At 70.4% G+C, this 18,055-nt stretch carries 18 protein-coding genes and 1 pseudogene; 7 read left to right on the top strand and 12 right to left on the bottom strand.

Going from position 1 to position 18,055, the window contains the following annotated elements; all coding sequences use genetic code 11:
- Window positions 1-13: 13 nt before the first annotated feature.
- The 4 genes and pseudogenes from M5362_RS28185 to M5362_RS28170 form a co-directional block, all read right to left on the bottom strand.
- Window positions 14-679 (bottom strand): response regulator transcription factor, encoded by a 666-nt coding sequence (locus M5362_RS28185; protein ID WP_260230611.1) that lies wholly within the window; start codon window positions 677-679, stop codon window positions 14-16.
- Window positions 676-1,895 (bottom strand): annotated as a pseudogene (locus tag M5362_RS28180) (sensor histidine kinase). Before M5362_RS28180 ends, M5362_RS28185 begins: the two are co-directional and overlap by 4 nt.
- A gap of 25 nt (window positions 1,896-1,920) precedes the next feature.
- The gene (locus M5362_RS28175; protein WP_260230610.1) at window positions 1,921-2,706 is read right to left on the bottom strand and encodes an ABC transporter permease; all 786 of its coding nucleotides are present in this window, start codon (window positions 2,704-2,706) and stop codon (window positions 1,921-1,923) included.
- Window positions 2,703-3,605, bottom strand: a complete 903-nt coding sequence (locus M5362_RS28170; RefSeq protein WP_260230609.1) for an ATP-binding cassette domain-containing protein — start codon at window positions 3,603-3,605, stop codon at window positions 2,703-2,705. The genes M5362_RS28175 and M5362_RS28170 overlap by 4 nt, the downstream gene beginning before the upstream one ends.
- A gap of 134 nt (window positions 3,606-3,739) precedes the next feature.
- On the opposite strand from M5362_RS28170, the gene M5362_RS28165 reads away from it, so the two are divergent.
- Window positions 3,740-4,303, top strand: coding sequence for a GNAT family N-acetyltransferase (locus M5362_RS28165; RefSeq protein ID WP_260230608.1), 564 nt, complete (start codon window positions 3,740-3,742; stop codon window positions 4,301-4,303).
- A 52-nt stretch (window positions 4,304-4,355) separates the two neighbouring features.
- Here M5362_RS28165 and M5362_RS28160 read toward each other — a convergent pair whose 3' ends face one another.
- From M5362_RS28160 to M5362_RS28135, 6 genes are all read right to left on the bottom strand, one after another.
- Window positions 4,356-5,870, bottom strand: coding sequence for a type IV secretory system conjugative DNA transfer family protein (locus tag M5362_RS28160; RefSeq protein WP_260230607.1), 1,515 nt, complete (start codon window positions 5,868-5,870; stop codon window positions 4,356-4,358).
- Between the two features lie 2 nt (window positions 5,871-5,872).
- Complete coding sequence (locus M5362_RS28155; protein WP_260230606.1) at window positions 5,873-7,276, bottom strand: ATP-binding protein; 1,404 nt, start codon at window positions 7,274-7,276, stop codon at window positions 5,873-5,875.
- Between the two features lie 55 nt (window positions 7,277-7,331).
- Complete coding sequence (locus tag M5362_RS28150) at window positions 7,332-8,885, bottom strand: SCO6880 family protein (RefSeq protein WP_260230604.1); 1,554 nt, start codon at window positions 8,883-8,885, stop codon at window positions 7,332-7,334.
- Window positions 8,882-10,231: a hypothetical protein gene (locus M5362_RS28145; protein WP_260230603.1), complete on the bottom strand. Its 1,350-nt coding sequence runs from the start codon at window positions 10,229-10,231 to the stop codon at window positions 8,882-8,884. Before M5362_RS28145 ends, M5362_RS28150 begins: the two co-directional genes overlap by 4 nt.
- The gene (locus M5362_RS28140) at window positions 10,221-11,051 is read right to left on the bottom strand and encodes a hypothetical protein (RefSeq protein ID WP_260230602.1); all 831 of its coding nucleotides are present in this window, start codon (window positions 11,049-11,051) and stop codon (window positions 10,221-10,223) included. The genes M5362_RS28145 and M5362_RS28140 overlap by 11 nt, the downstream gene beginning before the upstream one ends.
- Before the next feature lie 62 nt (window positions 11,052-11,113).
- A complete protein-coding gene (locus tag M5362_RS28135; RefSeq protein WP_260230621.1) occupies window positions 11,114-11,422 on the bottom strand; it encodes a hypothetical protein in 309 nt (102 codons plus the stop codon).
- Between the two features lie 486 nt (window positions 11,423-11,908).
- Here M5362_RS28135 and M5362_RS28130 point away from each other — a divergent pair, with 486 nt between their 5' ends.
- The 4 genes from M5362_RS28130 (at window position 11,909) to M5362_RS28115 (ending at window position 15,287) form a co-directional block, all read left to right on the top strand.
- A complete protein-coding gene (locus tag M5362_RS28130; RefSeq protein ID WP_260230620.1) occupies window positions 11,909-12,892 on the top strand; it encodes a bifunctional lytic transglycosylase/C40 family peptidase in 984 nt (327 codons plus the stop codon).
- Window positions 12,893-13,085: 193 nt separating this feature from the next.
- Entirely contained in the window at window positions 13,086-13,802 is a 717-nt protein-coding gene (locus M5362_RS28125; RefSeq protein WP_260230601.1) for a phosphatase PAP2 family protein, read from the top strand.
- Between the two features lie 386 nt (window positions 13,803-14,188).
- Window positions 14,189-14,995, top strand: a complete 807-nt coding sequence (locus M5362_RS28120) for a hypothetical protein (RefSeq protein ID WP_260230600.1) — start codon at window positions 14,189-14,191, stop codon at window positions 14,993-14,995.
- Window positions 14,996-15,104: 109 nt separating this feature from the next.
- Complete coding sequence (locus tag M5362_RS28115) at window positions 15,105-15,287, top strand: hypothetical protein (protein WP_260230599.1); 183 nt, start codon at window positions 15,105-15,107, stop codon at window positions 15,285-15,287.
- 33 nt (window positions 15,288-15,320) lie between these two features.
- On the opposite strand, the gene M5362_RS28110 is transcribed toward M5362_RS28115, so the two are convergent.
- Complete coding sequence (locus M5362_RS28110) at window positions 15,321-15,671, bottom strand: metal-sensitive transcriptional regulator (protein WP_260230598.1); 351 nt, start codon at window positions 15,669-15,671, stop codon at window positions 15,321-15,323.
- 193 nt (window positions 15,672-15,864) lie between these two features.
- Here M5362_RS28110 and M5362_RS28105 point away from each other — a divergent pair, with 193 nt between their 5' ends.
- Together M5362_RS28105 and M5362_RS28100 are read left to right on the top strand one after the other, a co-directional pair.
- Window positions 15,865-16,485, top strand: a complete 621-nt coding sequence (locus M5362_RS28105; RefSeq protein ID WP_260230597.1) for a DUF47 domain-containing protein — start codon at window positions 15,865-15,867, stop codon at window positions 16,483-16,485.
- A 5-nt stretch (window positions 16,486-16,490) separates the two neighbouring features.
- On the top strand, window positions 16,491-17,489 hold the full coding sequence (locus M5362_RS28100) for an inorganic phosphate transporter (RefSeq protein WP_260230596.1): 999 nt from the start codon (window positions 16,491-16,493) through the stop codon (window positions 17,487-17,489).
- 247 nt (window positions 17,490-17,736) lie between these two features.
- On the opposite strand, the gene M5362_RS28095 is transcribed toward M5362_RS28100, so the two are convergent.
- On the bottom strand, window positions 17,737-18,055 hold a 319-nt coding region (locus M5362_RS28095), incomplete at its 5' end, for a phosphate ABC transporter ATP-binding protein (protein WP_374214537.1).

Here is an 18,055-nt window from a genome sequence, read left to right as displayed (position 1 = left end):
GTTTTCCCCGCGCCTAGGGAGTCGGGCTGACCAGTTGGGTGTCGTACGCGAGGATGACCGCCTGGACGCGGTCTCTCGCGCCGGTTTTCGACAGGATGCGGCTCACATGGGTCTTCACCGTCGATTCCGCGAGGTGGAGGCGTTCGGCGATCTCCGTGTTCGTCCACCCCTGGGCGATGACCGTGAGGATCTCGCGTTCCCGGTCCGTGAGGGTGGCGAGACGGGGGTCCTCACGGGGTTGGCCCGGGGTGGCCGGGAGATGGTGGATGTACGCGTCCAGGAGGCGGCGGGTCAGGCTCGGGGCGACCACCGCGTCGCCGCTCGCGACGGCGCGGATGCCGGAGAGGAGCTCCTCCGGCTGGGCGTCCTTGACCAGGAAGCCGCTGGCGCCGGCGCGTAGGCCGTCGTAGGCGTACTCGTCGAGGTCGAACGTCGTGACGATCAGGACACGGGTGCGGGCACCCGTGGCGACGATGCGGCGGGTGGCCTCGATGCCGTCGAGACCGGGCATCCGGATGTCCATCAGGACGACGTCGGGGCGGTGCCGGTCCACCAGGCGGATCGCCTCGGCGCCGTTCGGTGCCTCGCCGACGACCGTCATGTCGTCCTGGCTCTCCAACAGCATGCGGAAGCCGAAGCGTTGCATCGGCTGGTCGTCCGCGATCAGGACCGTCGTCACGAGGGGGAGTCCTCCAGGGGGAGCCGGAGCCGTACGCGCCAGCCGCCGTCGGGCAGCGGGCCGGCTTCGAGTGTGCCGTCATAGAGCGCGGCGCGCTCACGCATACCCGTAACTCCCTGACCCGTGCCGGTGGTTCCGGTGCCATGGTTGCGGCCGGTGTCCGTCGTCTCCACCGTCAACTCCTCCGGCGTGTACGAGAGGAGGACCGTCGCCTCCGCTCCCGGGCCGGCGTGCTTCAGGGTGTTGGTCAGGGCTTCCTGGACGATCCGGTAGACCGTCAGCTGGGCGCCTGTCGCCAGGGCCCTGGCCTCGCCCAGGGTCTCGTGGCGAACCGGCAGCCCGGCCGTCCGTACGCCGGAGATCAGCGCGTCCAGGTCGTCAAGGGTGGGGGCTGCGGGTCCCGTACCGCCTCACCGCGCAGCAGGCGGCGGAGTTCGGCGAGGGCCTGGCGGCTCGTCGTGCCGATGGCGTCGAGGGCCTCGGCGGCACGTTCGGGGTTCTTCACCGCCGCGTACCTGCCGCCGTCCGCGAGACCGGTGATGACCGAGAGGTTGTGACCGATGATGTCGTGCATCTCCCGGGCGATCCGGGTGCGTTCGGCCGCCGCCGCCAGCTGGGCCTGCTGGTCGCGCTCGACCTCGAGGCGACGGGCCCGGTCGACGAGGGCGGCGGTGTAGTCCTTGCGGGAGCGGACCGCGATGCCGAGCAGGGCGACCATCGCGTACGCCCAGAGGGTGGGGACGACGTCCTGGTCCCAGCTGCCCTGGGGGTACCGGATCGCACCCACGGCCAGGGGCGGGGCGAGCAGGGCGAGCGTCCACAGGAGGGTGCGCAGGGGCAGCCGTAGCGCGATGTGGAAGACGACGAGCAGTTGGAGGAGGCCGGCCTGGAGGAAGGCGCCGGTCCAGTGGCTGACGAGGGACACACCCGCCATCACGGCGAGGACGGCCATCGGCCTGCGGCGCCGCCACAGCAGCGGTACGGAGAAGGCCAGGCTCATGGCCACGACCAGCCAGACGGGTACGGACGGGTCGCGGGCGATGTTCCGCCAGCCGCCGGCCGCGTCGATCAGGGCCGCCGATGTCCAGAAGGCGGTGAGCAGCCCGTCCCAGGCCCAGGGGCGGCGCGCGTCGAAGGCTCGTACGCGCTGGGTCAGGCGCTGGATGTACCGGCTGAGGGGTTCCTCTTCCGTACCGGGCTGCTTCTCCGTGATCACGCGCTCATCCTCGTACGTCGGGGTGCTACACGTCTCGGCGCTTCAGCAGGATCCCCGGGACGACCAGGGCCGCGGCCGCCCACAGGCACAGGGCGAGCAGCGCGCCGCCGGGGGAGGCCGCGCCGGGCATCGGGTCGGCTGAGCCGAGGGCGCCGGCGGCCTGGGTGGGGAAGTACCTGATGGCCGTGTCCACCGCGTCGTACGGGAGCATGCCGAGGACCTCCGGCAGGATCAGCACGCCGCCGATGAAGGCCCCGAGGCCGCCGGGGACGGAGCGCAGCGCGGCGCCGAGACCGAGGGCGACGAGGCTGAGGAGCGTGACGCCTGCGGCGTTGCCCACGACGGCGGCCAGGACGCCGTCGTCGGCGAGGGAGGCGGCCTGGTCTGTGTCGGAGAGGAAGAGCTGCGCGGTGAGGAAGGTGACCAGGGCGGCCACGAAGGAGACGGTGAAGACGGCCGCGGTGAAGACGGTGGCCTTCGCCCACAGGACGGGGAGGCGGCGGGGGACGGCGGTCATCGAGGCTCTGATCATGCCGGTCGAGTACTCGCCCGCGGTGACCAGGATGCCGAGGACGGCGAGGCAGATCCCGCCGAGCTGGGAGCCGTAGAGGGTGAGGACGACGGTGTCGACGTCGGAGTCGCCGCCGTCGGAGGTGTAGGTGGCGCCCATGAGGATGCCGACGCCGAGCAGGAACGCGACGGAGGTGAGGACGGTGATCCAGGTCGAGCGGACCGTCCACAGCTTGTGCCATTCGGAGCGCAGGACGCGGGAGGGGGTGACGCGGTACGGGTTGGTGGTCGTCGTGCTCATGCGGCTGCTCCTTGGTATTCGACCGAGTCGTGGGTGAGGTCCATGAACGCCTGCTCCAGGGAGGCGGTCTGCGGGGTGAGTTCGAAGAGCGGTACGCCGTGGGCGGCGGCCGTGCGGCCGATGTCCGCGGCCTCGACGCCGGTGACGCGGAGGGTGTCGGCGGCCTCCGTGACGATCCCGGCCTGCGGGAGGAGTGCGCTGAGGCGGTCCACGTCGGGGGTGACGACCTTGACCGAGGCTCCGCCGGACTCCCGTACGAGCGCGTCGACGGTCGTGTCGGCGAGGAGCCTGCCCTTGCCGATGACGATCAGGTGGTCGGCGGTCAGGGCCATCTCGCTCATCAGGTGGGAGGAGACGAGGACCGTACGGCCCTCGGCGGCCAGGGACCTGAGCAGCGTACGGATCCAGAGCACGCCTTCGGGGTCGAGGCCGTTGGCGGGTTCGTCGAGGACGATCGTCTCCGGGTCGCCGAGGAGCGCGGCGGCGATGCCGAGGCGCTGGCCCATGCCGAGCGAGAAGCCCTTGACGCGGCGCCGGGCGACCTCGGTGAGGCCGGTCATGCCGAGGACGTGCTCGACGCGGGAGCGCGGGATGCCGTGGGTGTGGGCGAGCGCCATCAGGTGGTGGTGGGCGGAGCGGCCGGGGTGGATCGAGCGGGCTTCGAGGAGAGCGCCCACCTGGGTGAGGGGTGCGGGGTGGGCGGCGTGGGCGTGGCCGCCGATGGTGGCCCGGCCGCGCGTGGGGGCGTCCAGGCCGAGGAGCATCCGCATGGTGGTGGACTTGCCGGCGCCGTTGGGGCCGAGGAAGCCGGTGACCGTGCCGGGGCGGACCGTGAAGCTGAGGTCCTGGACGACGGTCCTGGCTCCGTACCGCTTGGTGAGTTCGTGAGCTTCGATCATGTCCACGACGCTACGGAGGGGGCGGTGGCGGATCGTCCGACCGTGGGCGGGAGCGGGGGCGGCGGGTGTAGTACCCCGGTACGACGGGAGAAAAGGCTTTGTCGGGGGCGGCGGGTGGCGGCGAGGATCTGGGCATGAGCGACTACCTGATTCGTACGATCCGCGCCGAGGAGTGGGAGCAGTGCCGTGAGATACGGCTCGCCGCGCTCCAGGACCCGGTGGCGAGGATCGCCTTCCTCGACACCTACGAAGCCGCCGTGGCCAAGCCCGACTCGTTCTGGCAGGAGCGGGCGGAGGGCGCTTCGGGGAGTGGGACGGGGGTCCGGCAGTTCGTGGCCGAGGCCCCGGACGGGAGCTGGGCGGGCACGATCACGCTGCTGGTGGAACGGCCTTCGGACGAGGTGCGGTTCGGGGAGCCGGCGAAGACCGACCAGACGCACATCGTGGGCGTCTACGTGCGGCCCGAGGCGCGGGGCGCGGGTGTGATCGACGCGCTGTTCCGGGCGGGTGTGGAGTGGTCCTGGACGCTGCGGGAGCCGGCCGTGGAGCGGGTGCGGCTGTACGTCCACGAGGACAACGCGCGGGCCGCCGCGTTCTACCGGCGGTTCGGGTTCGTCGCGTCGGGTGATTCCGTGGCGATGCCGGGGAGCGACGGCGCGCGTGAGCTGGAGTACGAGTTCCTGCGGACGACGGGCTAGTTCGTCGGCCGGCGCTGCTGGGGCTGGGGCCCTCCGGCGCGTGGGGGCGGGGCTAGGGCTGGGGGAGGGGCTCCGGCCAGCGGGCGCGGGCCTGTTCCTGGGAGCGGAGGAGGGCCAGCGTCGGCAGGCCGATGTCCTGGCCGGCAGCCAGCAGCTCCGGCAGCTGGGGAAGGGGCGCCACGGCGGCGACGTCGTCGAGGACGAGGGTCAGTGGTGGGTCGAGCCGACCGTCGGATGACCGTGCGGCCATGCGGCGGCCGTGCTCGACCACGCTTGCGGCGAGGCCGGTGAGCAAGGGCATCGCGCCGGGGCTGGTGCGCGGGTCCTCGATGGTTTCACCGACCACATAGAGGGTGCCCCCTTCGGCGACGAATGATTCCAGTGTCAGCGAATCCGTTCGATTCGGGGTGCAGGCGTCCCTGATGTGGATCGACGAGAGCGCGGAGAGCGCCCGGGCGGTCAACTCCTGTGCGATCTCGCGCCGTTCCGGGTGTGCGGTGAGCGCGGACTCCAGGAGTCCGGCGTGGCCCGAGGCGGCCTTGGGGTGGGTGCGCAGGATCCGTACGGGTTCGTGGGCGCCCGTGCCCTGGGCCCAGCGGTGGACCTGTTTGAACGGGCGGTCGTCCAGGGCGGCGGCGTGCAGCCAGCAGCGCAGGAGCGTTTCCGCGGTGTCGGCCACCGCGGCGTCCAGACGGGACGGGGGGCGTACGGGGGCGAGGAGGGCGACCGCCCGTTCCTGCGCCGTGGCCGGGTCTTCGCAGCCGGCGGACGGGGACCAGTGGAGGCGGGCGGGGGTGTCGCAGAGGTGGCCGGGGTCGTAGACGAGTACGGGTCCGAGCTTGCCGCGCGCGTCCTTGGTGTCGGCCCAGACGGCGGGGTCGGAGGTGACCACGAGCACGGGGCCCTCGGCGTCCTGGACGGCCTGGACGGCGGCGGGCCGACGGACGGAGGGGGTGCCGTACACGATTCCGCGGGCGGCCGGTTCGGCGGCGGCGGTAGCGGCGGCGGCCGGGACAGGGGCCACGGCAGGTGTCGGGGCCGACGCGGTGGTCTGAGCTGTGGTCGGGGGCTGAGGGGGCTCTTCCAGGGGCCTGCGGGGGGCGGGGGGCTGCTTCATCGGATCGGCCGGGTAGGGCTCTTCCTCGTCCTCGTGGGCCTCAGTACGCCCCGTGCGCGCCGCCGTGGCCTTCGTACCGTGTGCGCCGCGTCCTCCCGTCCGTACCGTTCTCCAGCGCGCCAGCGTCCCCACCACGAACACCGTGAGGACCACCAGCACCATCAGCTCGCCGATGAGCAGGCCCCAGAACAGCCCGTACCCCGACAGCTCGCCCGCCGGGGTCTCCGGCCACGCGGCCGCCAGGTCCTGCGGCCGGCCGAGCAGGGAGCGGACGGCCGTGGGCGTCCGGGTGAAGGTGACCCCGTCCGGCCAGGCGCCCTTCGACAGCAGGGCGGCCAGGCCGGTCGCGGTCCACGCGAGCACCGTCAGGCCGACGGGGAGGCCGACCAGGGCGAGCACCAGCCCGTCCGGGATGCCTCCCTGCTGCCTCCCCTGCGAACCCTTCGCCATCCTCACGCCACCGTGGACCGGGAGGGGTCGTTCAGCTGCTGCTCCATGAGGGCGGCGCGCTGTTCCGTCTCCCACTCCAGCTCCGGGTCGACGGCCGGGTCGACGGACGACTCCGTCATGGCGCGGTCGGTGTAGACGAGTGGTCGTTCCCTCTCGGTGATGAGGTGTTTGACCACCTGCACATTGCCGTTGACGTCCCAGACGGCGATGCCGGGGGTGAGGGTCGGGATGATCTCCACCGCCCACCGTGGCAGGCCGAGCACGCGTCCCGTCGCCCTCGCCTCGTCGGCCTTCTGGGCGTAGATGGTCCGGGTGGACGCCATCTTGAGGATGGCGGCGGCCTCCCGCGCCGCCGCGCCGTCGACGACGTCGGAGAGATGGTGCACGACGGCGACGAAGGACAGGCCGAGCCGGCGGCCGAACTTGAGCAGCCGCTGGAACAGCTGCGCCACGAACGGGCTGTTGATGATGTGCCAGGCCTCCTCGACGAGGAAGATGCGCTTCTTCCGGTCGGGGCGGATCCAGGTGTGCTCCAGCCACACGCCGACGATCGCCATGAGGATCGGCATGGCGATGGAGTTGCGGTCGATGTGGGACAGGTCGAAGACGATCAGCGGCGCGTCGAGGTCGATGCCGACCGTGGTCGGGCCGTCGAACATGCCGCGCAGGTCGCCGTCGACCAGCCGGTCCAGGACGAGCGCGACGTCCAGGCCCCAGGCGCGTACATCGTCTATGTCGACGTTCATCGCCTCCGCGGACTCCGCCTTGGGGTGGCGGAGCTGCTCGACGATGTCGGTCAGGATGGGCTGGCGGTCGGTGATGTGCTCGTTGACGTAGGCGTGGGCGACCTTGAGCGCGAAGCCGGAGCGCTCGTCGAGGCCGTGGCCCATCGCGACCTCGATGATCGTACGGAGCAGGGCCAGCTGCCCGGTCGTGGTGATCGACGGGTCGAGGGGGTTGAGCCGGATGCCGGCGTCGACGGCGACCATCGGGTCGAGGCGGATGGGGGTTATTCCCAGCTCCTGCGCGATGAGGTTCCATTCGCCGACGCCGTCCTCGCCCTGCGCGTCGAGGACGACGACCTGGCGGTCGCGGAAGCGCAACTGCCGCAGCACGTACGTCTTCTCCAGCGCGGACTTGCCGTTGCCGGACTCGCCGAGGACCAGCCAGTGGGGGGCCGGGAGCTGCTGGCCGTACAGCTGGAACGGGTCGTAGATGTAGCCCTTGCCGCTGTACACCTCGCGGCCGATGATCACGCCGGAGTCGCCGAGGCCGGGGGCGGCCGTCGGCAGGTAGACGGCCTGGGCCTGGCCGGTCGAGGTGCGGACGGGCAGGCGGGTGGTCTCCACCTTCCCGAAGAGGAAGGAGGTGAACGCTTCTGTGAGGGCGGAGAGTGGATCTCGCATGTGCACGGGCCCCTTAGCGGCTGGCGTGGCGTGGCTGGCGGCTAGTGGCGGGTGGCTAGCGGCGGATGCCGGTCGCGAACGGCAGGGTGTTCACAAAGGCCCGGTGGTGCTCGCGGTCGCACCACTCCAGCTTCAGGTACGACTTGCCGGCGGAGGCCCTGATCGTGCGCTTGTCCCTGGCCAGGGCTTCGGGCGAGCGCGACGACACAGTGATGTACCCGACGAGGTTGACGCCCGCCGCTCCGCTGGCGAGATCTTCACCCCGCTGGTCGAGCCGGCCGTGCGCGGCGATGTCGCGCGGGTCGACCGTGCGGTTCATCTTGGCCTGACGGGAGGCCTCGGCCTCGTCGTTGGTCTTCTCGGTGAGCATGCGCTCGATGGCGACCTCGGTGGGTTCGAGGTCCATGGTCACGGCGACCGTGCGGATCACGTCCGGGGTGTGGACGAGGAGCGGGGCGAGGAAGTTGACGCCGACGGGGGTCATCGGCCACTCCTTCACCCAGGCGGTTGCGTGGCACCAGGGGGCCCGGGTGGAGGACTCGCGGGTCTTGGCCTGGAGGTAGGTGGGCTCCATGGCGTCGAGTTCGGCGGGCCAAGCGTTTCTTTTCGTCATGGCCTGGATGTGGTCGATGGGGTGGTCCGGGTCGTACATGGAGTGCACGAGGGAGGCGGCCCGGGACTGGCCGAGGGGCTGGCGTACGCGGATGTCGGCCTCGGCGAGCCGGGCGCAGATGTCGGTGAGCTCGCGGGCCATGACGACGGCGAGGCCGGCGTCGCGGTCGAGCTTGCGGGCGCCGGAGGTGTGGCGGGCGGCGCGGGCCATGGCGTTGGCCTCGGCGGCGAGCTCGCGGGTGTAGTGCATGCAGGCCACGAGGTAGGCGCGGTGCTGCTCGCTGGAGGTGGAGACCATCGACTGGAGCTGCTCGTACGACTCCTGGAGCCAGCCGGGGGCCTGGGTGTCGCCGCGCTGGGCGACGTCCTTGGCGTGGGCGTCGGGGTCGGCGGGGAGGGTGCGGGCCAGCATCTGGAGGCGGGTGACGAAGCCGTCCCCGTTGGCGACGTGCTTGAGGAGGGTGCCGAAACGGTCCACCAGGGCTTCCTGGTCCTCGCTGTCGCGCAGGCCGACGCCGGGGCCCTCGATCTCGATGGCGGCGGTGACGGTGCGGCGGTCGGCGTGGAGGAGGACGGCGATCTCGTCGGGGCCGAAGGGTGCGGCGAGCCAGCTGATCCGGCCGATGCCGGGCGGCGGTCCGACCTCGACCTCGCGGCCGTCGATCCGGGTGCCGGCCTCGGCGGCGGTGGAGCGGTAGGCGGTGCCGCGCTTGAGGGACCGCTTGTAGCTGCGGTTGATCTCGAACCACTTGTAGAAGGTGCGGTGCTTGTACGGGACGTACACGGCGGCGAGCGCCAGGACGGGGAAGCCGACGAGCAGCACGATCCGCAGGGTGAGGGCGGGGACGAGGAGTCCGCTCATCATGCCGAGGAAGGCTCCGGCGATGATGAGGGCGATCTCGCCGGTCTCGCGGTTCTTGCCGACGATCGCGTTCGGCCGGGCGCGGCCGATGAGATACGTACGGCGGGGCGCGACCGGCTGGGACTGGGTCGTCAACGCCCTCCACCTCCAGAGTTCTTGCGGTTGCTGTGCGGGGTGCCTGACGTGGGGCTGCTGCTACGCGGCGGGGGTGCGGCGGAGGGGACAGATCCGCCGCCGCCCCCGCCGCCCCCGGCCCCCCCGGAGTTGCCGCGGCTGCTGTGGGCGGCGACGCCGCCGGAGAGCTGGTTGGCGGGGCGCGGGGCGCCGCCGCTGTTCTGGCTTCCGCCGCCGTCGCCCCGGGTGCTGTGGGTCTTGATGCCCTGGGAGACGAGGGAGGCGGGGGAGGAGATGACCGCGGCGGCGGCGTTCTCGCCGGCGCGGTGGACCCGGTTGTTGCGGGAGGCGACGATCTCGTCGCCGAAGCCGGGGACGAAGCGGTAGATCATCGCGGAGGCGAAGATGGCGAGCAGGATGATCGCGAGCCCGGAGACGACGGCCGAGAAGGAGTCGGGGCCGGTCCCGGAGGAGAGCGCTCCGGCGAGGCCGAGGACGATGACGATGACCGGCTTCACCAGGATGATCGCGATCATGATGCCGGCCCAGCGGCGGACGTGGCCCCACATGTTCTTGTCGACGAGGCCGGAGTAGACGACGACGCCGAGGAGGGCGCCGACGTAGAGCATGACGGCGCGCAGGAAGAGTTCGAGGTAGAGCACGCCGGCGGCGAGGATGCTGACCAGCGAGACGATGATCAGCATGATCGGCCCGCCGCCGATGCTGTCGCCCTTCTGGAGGGCTTCCTTGAAGCTGCCGAAGAAGACGTCGGTCTGTTGCCCGGTGCCGGAGGCGATGACCTCGGTGACGGCGTCGGTGGCGTTGACGACGGTGTAGAGGATCAGCGGGGTGAAGGCGGAGGCGAGGACGGTCAGCCAGAGGAAGCCGATGGCCTTGGAGATGGCGGTGGTGAGGGGGACGCCGCGGATGGCTCGCTTGGCGACGGCGAGAAGCCAGAGGAGGAGGGTGAGGACGGTGGCGGCGGCGAAGACGATGGCGTAGCGGCCGAGGAACTCGAGGTTGGTGAAGTCGACGTCGGCGGTCTCTTTGACGGCCTTCGAGAGCGCGTCGACGATCGCGACGGCGGCGTCGGCGCAGCCGCGGGCCAGGGAGGAGAGGGGGTCGAGGGCGGCGGTGGGATCGGCCACGGACCTGCCGGCGCCGTTGTTTTCGCCGTTGGTGCAGTACTCGCGAGCGGGTCCCGCGATGAGCTCGCAGGGGTCACTGCTTGCTCCGGGCGACGGTGTAGAGCTAGGGGTTGGCGTGGGAGCTGCGGTTGCCCGGGATGCCAGGGCGAACGTCGCCACCTGCGCGGTCACCAGCACGGACAGGACAGTACGGCCGCCACGCGGTTGGTTAGCGGGCATACGTGAATCCCCCGAATTCCTTGACCGCGCCGGCGATCTCCTCGGATCCAGAGACCGGGTTGTCCCCGTTTACGGGAGTGGGGCCCGTCTTCTGAGTGGTCGACAGGACCTTCCAGTCGGAGCCGCTCCACTTGAGCTTCAGAGTCACCGTGAACCAACCGTTGGTCACCGGCTTGGTGGACGATTCGCCCGTGAGGCCGAACAACCCGACACACCAGACATCGACGTCTGCCGCTTCGGGGGAGTAGCTCGTCACCTTCGCGCCGGCCGGAACCGTGCGGCTGACGAACGTCGCGCCGCCGGGTGCGCTTCCGTCTGGCGCGAGGCCGATCTGCTTCAGGAAGTCCTGCGAGTAGTCGGCGTCGAATCCGGCCTGGAGCTGGTTGAGCGCGCTCGGATCGGCGATCGTGCTCACGATGTCGTGGCGACGCTCCGTGTTGAACATCCCGTCAGAGCCCAGCGCCACCGCATAGTTCGACGCCGCGCTCTGCGCCCCCTGTTCGTCCCGCGCGAACCCCGTCGGGATCGTTCCGTTCTTGCCCGGCACCGGGCGGACGCCCGTCGCCGTCGTCGGGGACTGGGCGGTCGAGGGGTTCGTCGCGTCCGTCGTCTTGGGGTCGTCGCCATTGCCTCTGTTCGCGAAGGCGATCGCGGCGATCAGGAGGACCACCACGCCCACCACCGTGATGAGCGAGCGCGAGCTGCGGGCCGGTGGGCGGCGGGTGCCGTCGTAGGGGTCGCCGGTGCCGCCCTCCGGGAGGCGCGTGCGGGTCTGGCCCGAGCCGCCGCCGAAGCCGTCGTTGTCGTCGCCGAGGCTCATGGCAGGCACGCCCTCTCAACCGTGTGGTGACTGGACATCAGGAAAGGAACCGACCTCGGTGGTTAGACGGCCATCCCGTACACGATCGTGAACAGCGTCCCCAGCGAGCCGATGATGAAGACGCCCGTCAGGCCGGCCACGATCAGGCCCTTGCCCTGCTCGGCACTGAACGTGTCCCGGAGTGCGGTCGCGCCGATGCGCTGCTTGGCCGCTCCCCAGATGGCGATGCCGAGACAGAGCAGGATGGCCACGGCCATCACGACCTCGATCATCACCTTGGCCTCGTTGCCCAGGCTCCCGAAAGGCCCCCAGTTCGGGGCGATTCCACCGATGATGGTGGTGATGTCGCCTTCTTCGGCCGCCAGGTACATGTAACTCACCGCCCCTGTTGGGTAGTTCGTCGCCCCTGCCTGATGGCATGGGTCATCGCCCTATCTTCGCTGATGAAACCGCTCGCGTGTGACGGCTTGACGGCTCTCTTTACCCGATCCCCGCACACGTGACCGATCCGACCGTCTTGACCTGCGGCGGTGTGGCCGGTTTCTATGCGAAGAAGCGTATGGTCACTCTGTGTATCACGGAGGGTGACTCCGGGCAATGACTGTCGTTGTTACACCTCAGGCCGCGTACACGGCCCGAGAGGCCCGCCCCCGCCACGCGGTGGACGGCCGCCCGGCCCGGCGCGTTCCCGAGACCCCGGTGCGCGGCGGGACTTTGTCCGAAACGGGTGACGGTGCGCCCGCCCGCGGGACCGGCGCCGCACCTAGACTTGTCGTGATGGACTGCCAAGACCCCAGGGGTGGTTGACGGTGCGTAGGGCGCGCAAGGCGTGGCTGGTGGCCGGTGGGGTCTTCGGCATGTGCCTCGGCTTCGTCGCGCTGCTCGTCGTCGGCACGTACTCCGCCGCCGCCGGGCTGATCGGGGGCGCCGGAGACGCCAAGAACGGCACCGTCGGGCTCGCCAAGGGGGCCGTGCCCGCCGCGTACCAGGGGCTGGTGCAGCAGTGGGGGAACCTCTGCCCCGCCATCAACCCGGCCCTGCTCGCCGCCCAGCTCTACCAGGAGAGCGGCTGGAACCCGAGGGTCGTCTCGCCGGCGAACGCCATGGGGATCGCCCAGTTCATCCCCGGCACCTGGGCCGGGCACGGCATCGACGGGGACGGGGACGGCGACCGGGACGTGTGGGATCCCAAGGACGCGATCCCCTCCGCCGCCTCGTACGACTGCGAGCTCGCCGGCTATGTGAGGAAGGTGCCCGGCGACGCGACGAACAACATGCTCGCCGCGTACAACGCCGGTGCCTACCGGGTCATCAAGTCCGGTGGCGTGCCGCGGATCAGCGAGACGCAGAACTACGTCAGGATCATCCGGTCGCTGGAGAAGAGCTTCGCCCGGCCCGTCGGCCGCGTCGAGCCCTCGCGGCAGGCTGCGGGCGCGATCTACTACGCGCAGCAGAAGCTCGGGACCCTCTATCTCTGGGGCGGTACCGGAACGGCGGCTCAGAATGGCCGATTCGACTGCTCCGGGCTGACCCAGGCCGCGTACCGGTCCGTCGGCATCGAGCTGCCGCGTGTCGCCAACGACCAGTACAACGCCGGGCCGCACCCGTCCCGCGACGAGCTGCTCCCCGGCGACCTGGTCTTCTTCTCCGACGACCTGACGAACTCCCGCGCCATCAGGCACGTCGGCATCTACGTCGGCGGCGGCTACATGATCGACGCGCCGCGCACCGGAGCCGTCATCCGTTTCGACAAGATCGATACGCCTGACTATTTTGGTGCGACCCGGGTGACCGAGGACGGTGCGGCGGCCCTGCCGACGCATCTGCCGCAGACCACCTGACATCCCGCCGGCCGGAGGCGGGGCATGGCTGGAACTCTCTGTTGAGTACAGGCCCTGAACTGCGACGACGCGTCACTCTTCGGTAACGTCAGGGTGATCGTCGAGGAAGAGCGGAACGCACGCCTCAGGCGGTTCGTTCCCTGATCCGACCGCCCACGGTCGACTCACGTGACAAGGCAAGGGGCCTCAGCAGATGGCTGGACTCGCATCGGACGGTTCGAACCCCGATGTCAGCCTGCTCTACGACATCAACGGGCTGGCGCGGGACGCCCCGCCCTGGCTTGACCGTGTCATGGGCTTCGTCGGCGAGTACGGGATCATGCTCGGCCTTGTCCTCGTCGCGCTCTGGTGCTGGTGGAGCGTCCGCCGCCGCGGCGCCCTCACCGACTCCGTCTCCGCCGTCGCCGCGCTCGTCTGGGCCCCGCTGGCCGCCGGCGTCGCCGTGCTCGTCAACATCCCCATCCGCGGGTTCGTCGAGCGCCCACGGCCGTTCAACGACCATCAGGGCCTCGAAGTCCTCGTCGACGGCAAGACCGACTTCTCCTTCGTCAGCGACCACGCCACGCTGGCGATGGCCATCGCCGTCGGGCTCTTCGTCGCCCACCGGAAGCTCGGCCTCGCCGCCATCGGTCTCGCGTTCGCCGAAGGCTTCTGCCGCGTCTACATGGGTGTCCACTACCCGACCGACGTCATCGGCGGCTTCGCCCTCGGTACGGCCGTGGCGCTACTGCTCGCGCCGCTCGCCCACGCCCTGCTGACCCCGGTCGTCTCCGCGATCGCCCGCTCGAAGCACGGCGCCCGGCTGGTCCGCTCCCGGCGGGCCGGCGACCGGTCCTCGCTGCCCGAGACCCTGGACATCCCCGAGCCCCGGCTGGGAACGGGCTCCGGCGAGAACGACCTGGCCGCCTAGGCCTGTCGTCGGGCGTCCGGCGGATCAGGTCCGGATGCCCCCTGGGCCGTCGGCGGGCCCCGGCGATCAGGTCCGGACGACCCGTGGCCGCCTAGGCCTGCGGCCGATAAGGGCCGGGCGGCCCTTAGGCCGTCGGCCTGCGTGCGTCCTCGGTGTGTGTCGTCGCGTCCGTACGCGCCTTGTCCCGTGATCTTCGCGCCGGCCCCGCCCAGCCGCAGCTGCACCGGGCGACCGCAAAGGAGCCGCGTTCCGTCGTGGTCGTGTGATGCGGGGACTGCTCGTGCACGGTTCCACCGTACTGCGCGTGACGGGTCGCCCAGGCCGTCGTTATGCGATTCGGGCGGGTCCCGGACAGGCAGCGGCGCGGCGTTGGGGGTTGGCAGGCGATGGTGGTGCAGCGGTACGGGCGGCGGGGCGGCGCGTTGGCCGTCGCCGCGGCTCTGATGGCCGGCGGATGCTCCGGCGCCGAGGACGCCAAGCCCGGCGGCGACCCGACGCGGACCGTGCGGGGCGCGTCCGAGGTGCTGACCAGGGCCGGCACCTCCAAGGCGAGTACGAGCATGGAGATGGCGGCCGGCGGGACGCGCGTGACCATCCGCGGCGAGGGCGGCTACGACTTCCGGCGCCGTACCGGCAGTCTCCAGGTCGTCCTGCCCAAGGACGCCGCCGGAGCCAGCGAACACCGCCCCATCACGGAACTCCTCGCCCCCGGCGCGCTCTACATGAAGAACCGCGGCGCCGGCGTCCCCGCCGACAAGTGGGTCCGCGTGGACACCACGACGCTCGACGACGGGAACCTGATCACCGGCGGGGCCACCGACCCGGCCGCCGCCGCCGAGCTGCTGCGCGGCGCGCAGCGCGTGACGTACGTCGGTGAAGTCGATCTGGCAGGGGTGAAAGTCAGCCACTACCGCGGTGTCGCGGACATCGGCGTGGCCGCCCGGGCCGCCTCGCCGCAGGTGCGCGGGGCGCTCGCCGCGGCGGCGAAAGGGTTCGCCAAGGACACCGTGCCCTTCGACGCGTACCTGGACGCGGAAGGGCGGCTGCGCAAGGTCCGGCACCAGTTCAGCTTCGCCAACCAGGGGCGTACGGTCGCGGTCGCCTCGACCACCCTGCTGTACGGGTTCGGCACCCCCGTCGACGTGCGGCTGCCGCAGCGCAAGGACATCTACGCCGGGAAGATCGACGTGTAAGGGGCGACGAGGGTCACTCGCAGGCCATTCCCAAATGGTCCGGACGAGTCATGCGCGGTGCGTGGCGCGCTCCCTACGCTGGGAGACCGACGCCGGCAGGAAGAGGTGAATGCGCGTGGCTCCGCCCAGTACCGCGACAGTCCCCACTGACCAGGACTGCGTCGCTCTCGCCGAGATCGAGCTCTGCGGTGAGCTGATCATCGCGGCGTCGGCGGCCGACGGGGAACGGCTCAGCGCCGACCGTATCGACGAGGTGCTGAGGGTCGCGACGGAGCGGGCCGACCGTTGCTGATCGACCGGGGCCGTCGGCGGCGGCCCCGGGTTCTCAGGTACGCATCATCCGCGCGATGGCCTTCGTGGCCTCTTCGACCTTCGCCTCGATCTCGTCCCCGCCCTTGGTCGCGGCGTCGGCGACGCAGTGCCGCAGGTGCTCTTCGAGAAGCTGGAGGGCGAACGACTGCAGGGCCTTCGTGGAGGCCGAGACCTGGGTGAGTATGTCGATGCAGTACGTGTCCTCGTCGACCATCCGCTGCAGACCGCGGATCTGGCCCTCGATCCGGCGCAGCCGCTTCAGGTGCTCGTCCTTCTGCTTGTGGTAGCCGTGCACGCCGTGGTCGTGGTCCGTGCCGGGTACGGCGCCGTCGGGGGTGACCTCGGCCGCCTCGGTGGTCGTCATCGCGTCCTCCCGTTGTCCAGAAAGGGTATGTATACCCCTCGTGGGTATATGGTACCGATCCCCGCCGATCCGGGCGGGGGCCCGTGCAGATCACTGTGCCTGATGGGCGACACTGAAGGGACGCCGGTTAGCCGTGGCCGGATGATGCGCCTAGCATCAGCCTGACCGAAACCCAGCACCCCGAGGACCCCACGTGCGATTTCGTCTGACCCCCAGGGAGACGAGCTTCTACGACATGTTCGCCGCGTCCGCGGACAACATCGTCACTGGCTCGAAACTCCTGATGGAACTGCTCGGAGCGGAGCCTTCCGCCCGGGCCGAGATCGCGGAGCGGATGCGGGCAGCGGAACACGCCGGTGACGACGCGACCCACGCCATCTTCCACCAGCTGAACTCCTCGTTCATCACGCCGTTCGACCGCGAGGACATCTACAACCTCGCCTCGTCCCTCGACGACATCATGGACTTCATGGAGGAGGCCGTCGACCTGGTCGTCCTCTACAACGTCGAGGAGCTCCCCAAGGGAGTCGAGCAGCAGATCGAGGTGCTGGCGCGGGCGGCGGAGCTGACCGCCGAGGCGATGCCGAACCTGCGGACGATGTCCCACCTCACCGAGTACTGGATCGAGGTCAACCGCCTCGAGAACCAGGCGGACCAGATCCACCGCAAGCTGCTCGCGACGCTCTTCAACGGCAAGTACGACGCCATCGAGGTCCTCAAGCTCAAGCAGATCGTGGATGTGCTGGAGGAGGCGGCCGACGCCTTCGAGCACGTGGCCAACACGGTGGAGACCATCGCGGTCAAGGAGTCCTGAGCTTCGTGGACACCTTTGCGCTGATCGTGACCATCGGTGTCGCGCTCGGCTTCACGTATACGAACGGTTTCCACGACTCGGCGAACGCCATCGCCACCTCCGTGTCGACCCGGGCGCTGACCCCGCGGGCGGCGCTGGCGATGGCGGCGGTGATGAACCTCGCCGGTGCGTTCCTCGGCAGCGGTGTCGCCAAGACGGTCAGCGAAGGCCTGATCGAGACGCCGCACGGCGACAAGGGGATGGGCATCCTCTTCGCCGCGCTCGTCGGCGCGATCATCTGGAACCTGGTGACCTGGTACTTCGGTCTGCCGTCCTCCTCCTCGCACGCGCTCTTCGGCGGCATGGTGGGCGCGGCGCTGGCCGGCGGTACGGAGGTCATCTGGGGTGGCGTGCTCGACAAGGTCGTCATCCCGATGTTCATCTCGCCGGTGGTCGGTCTGATCGCCGGTTACCTGGTCATGTGCGCGATCATGTGGATGTTCCGCAAGGCCAACCCGAGCAAGGCGAAGCGCGGTTTCCGTATCGCGCAGACGGTCTCGGCGGCGGGCATGGCCCTCGGTCACGGTCTGCAGGACGCCCAGAAGACGATGGGCATCGTGGTGATGGCCCTGGTCATCGCCGATGTGCAGCAGTCGGGCGACGACATCCCGGTGTGGGTGAAGATCGCGTGCGCCGTGATGCTCTCGCTGGGTACGTACGCGGGTGGCTGGCGGATCATGCGGACCCTCGGCCGGAAGATCATCGAGCTGGACCCGCCGCAGGGTTTCGCGGCGGAGACGACGGGCGCGTCGATCATGTTCGGCTCGGCGTTCCTGTTCCACGCGCCGATCTCGACGACGCACGTGATCACGTCCGCGATCATGGGCGTGGGCGCGACGAAGCGGGTGAACGCGGTGCGGTGGGGTGTCGCGAAGAACATCATCCTGGGCTGGTTCATTACGATGCCGGCTGCGGCGATCGTGGCGGCGCTCAGTTTCTACGTGGTCCAGCTCTTCTTCGGCTGACGGCCGGCACGCGGGGTGCTGCTGAGGGTCCGGGGGTTATCCCCCGGGGGAATGCAGTATCACGATGCCGGCTGCGGCGATCGTGGCGGTGCTCAGTTTCTACGTGGTCCAGCTCTTCTTCGGCTGACCGCCGACGGCACATGGTCGGGCCCGGCTCCCCTGTGGGGGAGCCGGGCCCTTTCGTCTGCGGTGGCACCGCCATGCAGCACCGCAGGACGCCACGCGGCAGAGCCGCATGGTCTGGGGGCTATCCGAAGCGGCCGGAGATGTAGTCCTCGGTCGCCTGGACGCTCGGGTTGGAGAAGATGCGCTCGGTGTCGTCCAGCTCGATCAGCTTGCCGGGCTGGCCCACGGCCGCCAGGTTGAAGAACGCCGTACGGTCCGAGACGCGGGCGGCCTGCTGCATGTTGTGCGTCACGATGACGATCGTGAAGCGCTCCTTCAGCTCGCCGATCAGGTCCTCGATCGCCAGCGTCGAGATCGGGTCCAGGGCCGAGCAGGGCTCGTCCATCAGCAGGACGTCGGGCTCGACCGCGATCGCGCGGGCGATGCACAGACGCTGCTGC

Origin of the sequence: Streptomyces sp. Je 1-79 (genome assembly GCF_025195125.1) — a bacterium.
Taxonomy (GTDB): domain Bacteria; phylum Actinomycetota; class Actinomycetes; order Streptomycetales; family Streptomycetaceae; genus Streptomyces.
This window is presented reverse-complemented; position numbering and strand designations above follow the sequence as displayed.

Bases quoted from the DNA above. Each gene is read 5' to 3' on its own strand.
- M5362_RS28140 (WP_260230602.1), bottom strand. From the start codon at position 11,051: ATGAGCCTCGGCGACGACAACGACGGCTTCGGCGGCGGCTCGGGCCAG.
- M5362_RS28125 (WP_260230601.1), top strand. From the start codon at position 13,086: ATGGCTGGACTCGCATCGGACGGTTCGAACCCCGATGTCAGCCTGCTC.
- M5362_RS28165 (WP_260230608.1), top strand. From the start codon at position 3,740: ATGAGCGACTACCTGATTCGTACGATCCGCGCCGAGGAGTGGGAGCAG.
- M5362_RS28170 (WP_260230609.1), bottom strand. From the start codon at position 3,605: ATGATCGAAGCTCACGAACTCACCAAGCGGTACGGAGCCAGGACCGTC.
- M5362_RS28130 (WP_260230620.1), top strand. From the start codon at position 11,909: ATGTGCCTCGGCTTCGTCGCGCTGCTCGTCGTCGGCACGTACTCCGCC.
- M5362_RS28175 (WP_260230610.1), bottom strand. From the start codon at position 2,706: ATGAGCACGACGACCACCAACCCGTACCGCGTCACCCCCTCCCGCGTC.
- M5362_RS28155 (WP_260230606.1), bottom strand. From the start codon at position 7,276: ATGCGAGATCCACTCTCCGCCCTCACAGAAGCGTTCACCTCCTTCCTC.
- M5362_RS28110 (WP_260230598.1), bottom strand. From the start codon at position 15,671: ATGACGACCACCGAGGCGGCCGAGGTCACCCCCGACGGCGCCGTACCC.
- M5362_RS28160 (WP_260230607.1), bottom strand. From the start codon at position 5,870: ATGGCGAAGGGTTCGCAGGGGAGGCAGCAGGGAGGCATCCCGGACGGG.
- M5362_RS28115 (WP_260230599.1), top strand. From the start codon at position 15,105: ATGCGCGTGGCTCCGCCCAGTACCGCGACAGTCCCCACTGACCAGGAC.
- M5362_RS28120 (WP_260230600.1), top strand. From the start codon at position 14,189: ATGGTGGTGCAGCGGTACGGGCGGCGGGGCGGCGCGTTGGCCGTCGCC.
- M5362_RS28145 (WP_260230603.1), bottom strand. From the start codon at position 10,231: ATGCCCGCTAACCAACCGCGTGGCGGCCGTACTGTCCTGTCCGTGCTG.
- M5362_RS28135 (WP_260230621.1), bottom strand. From the start codon at position 11,422: ATGTACCTGGCGGCCGAAGAAGGCGACATCACCACCATCATCGGTGGA.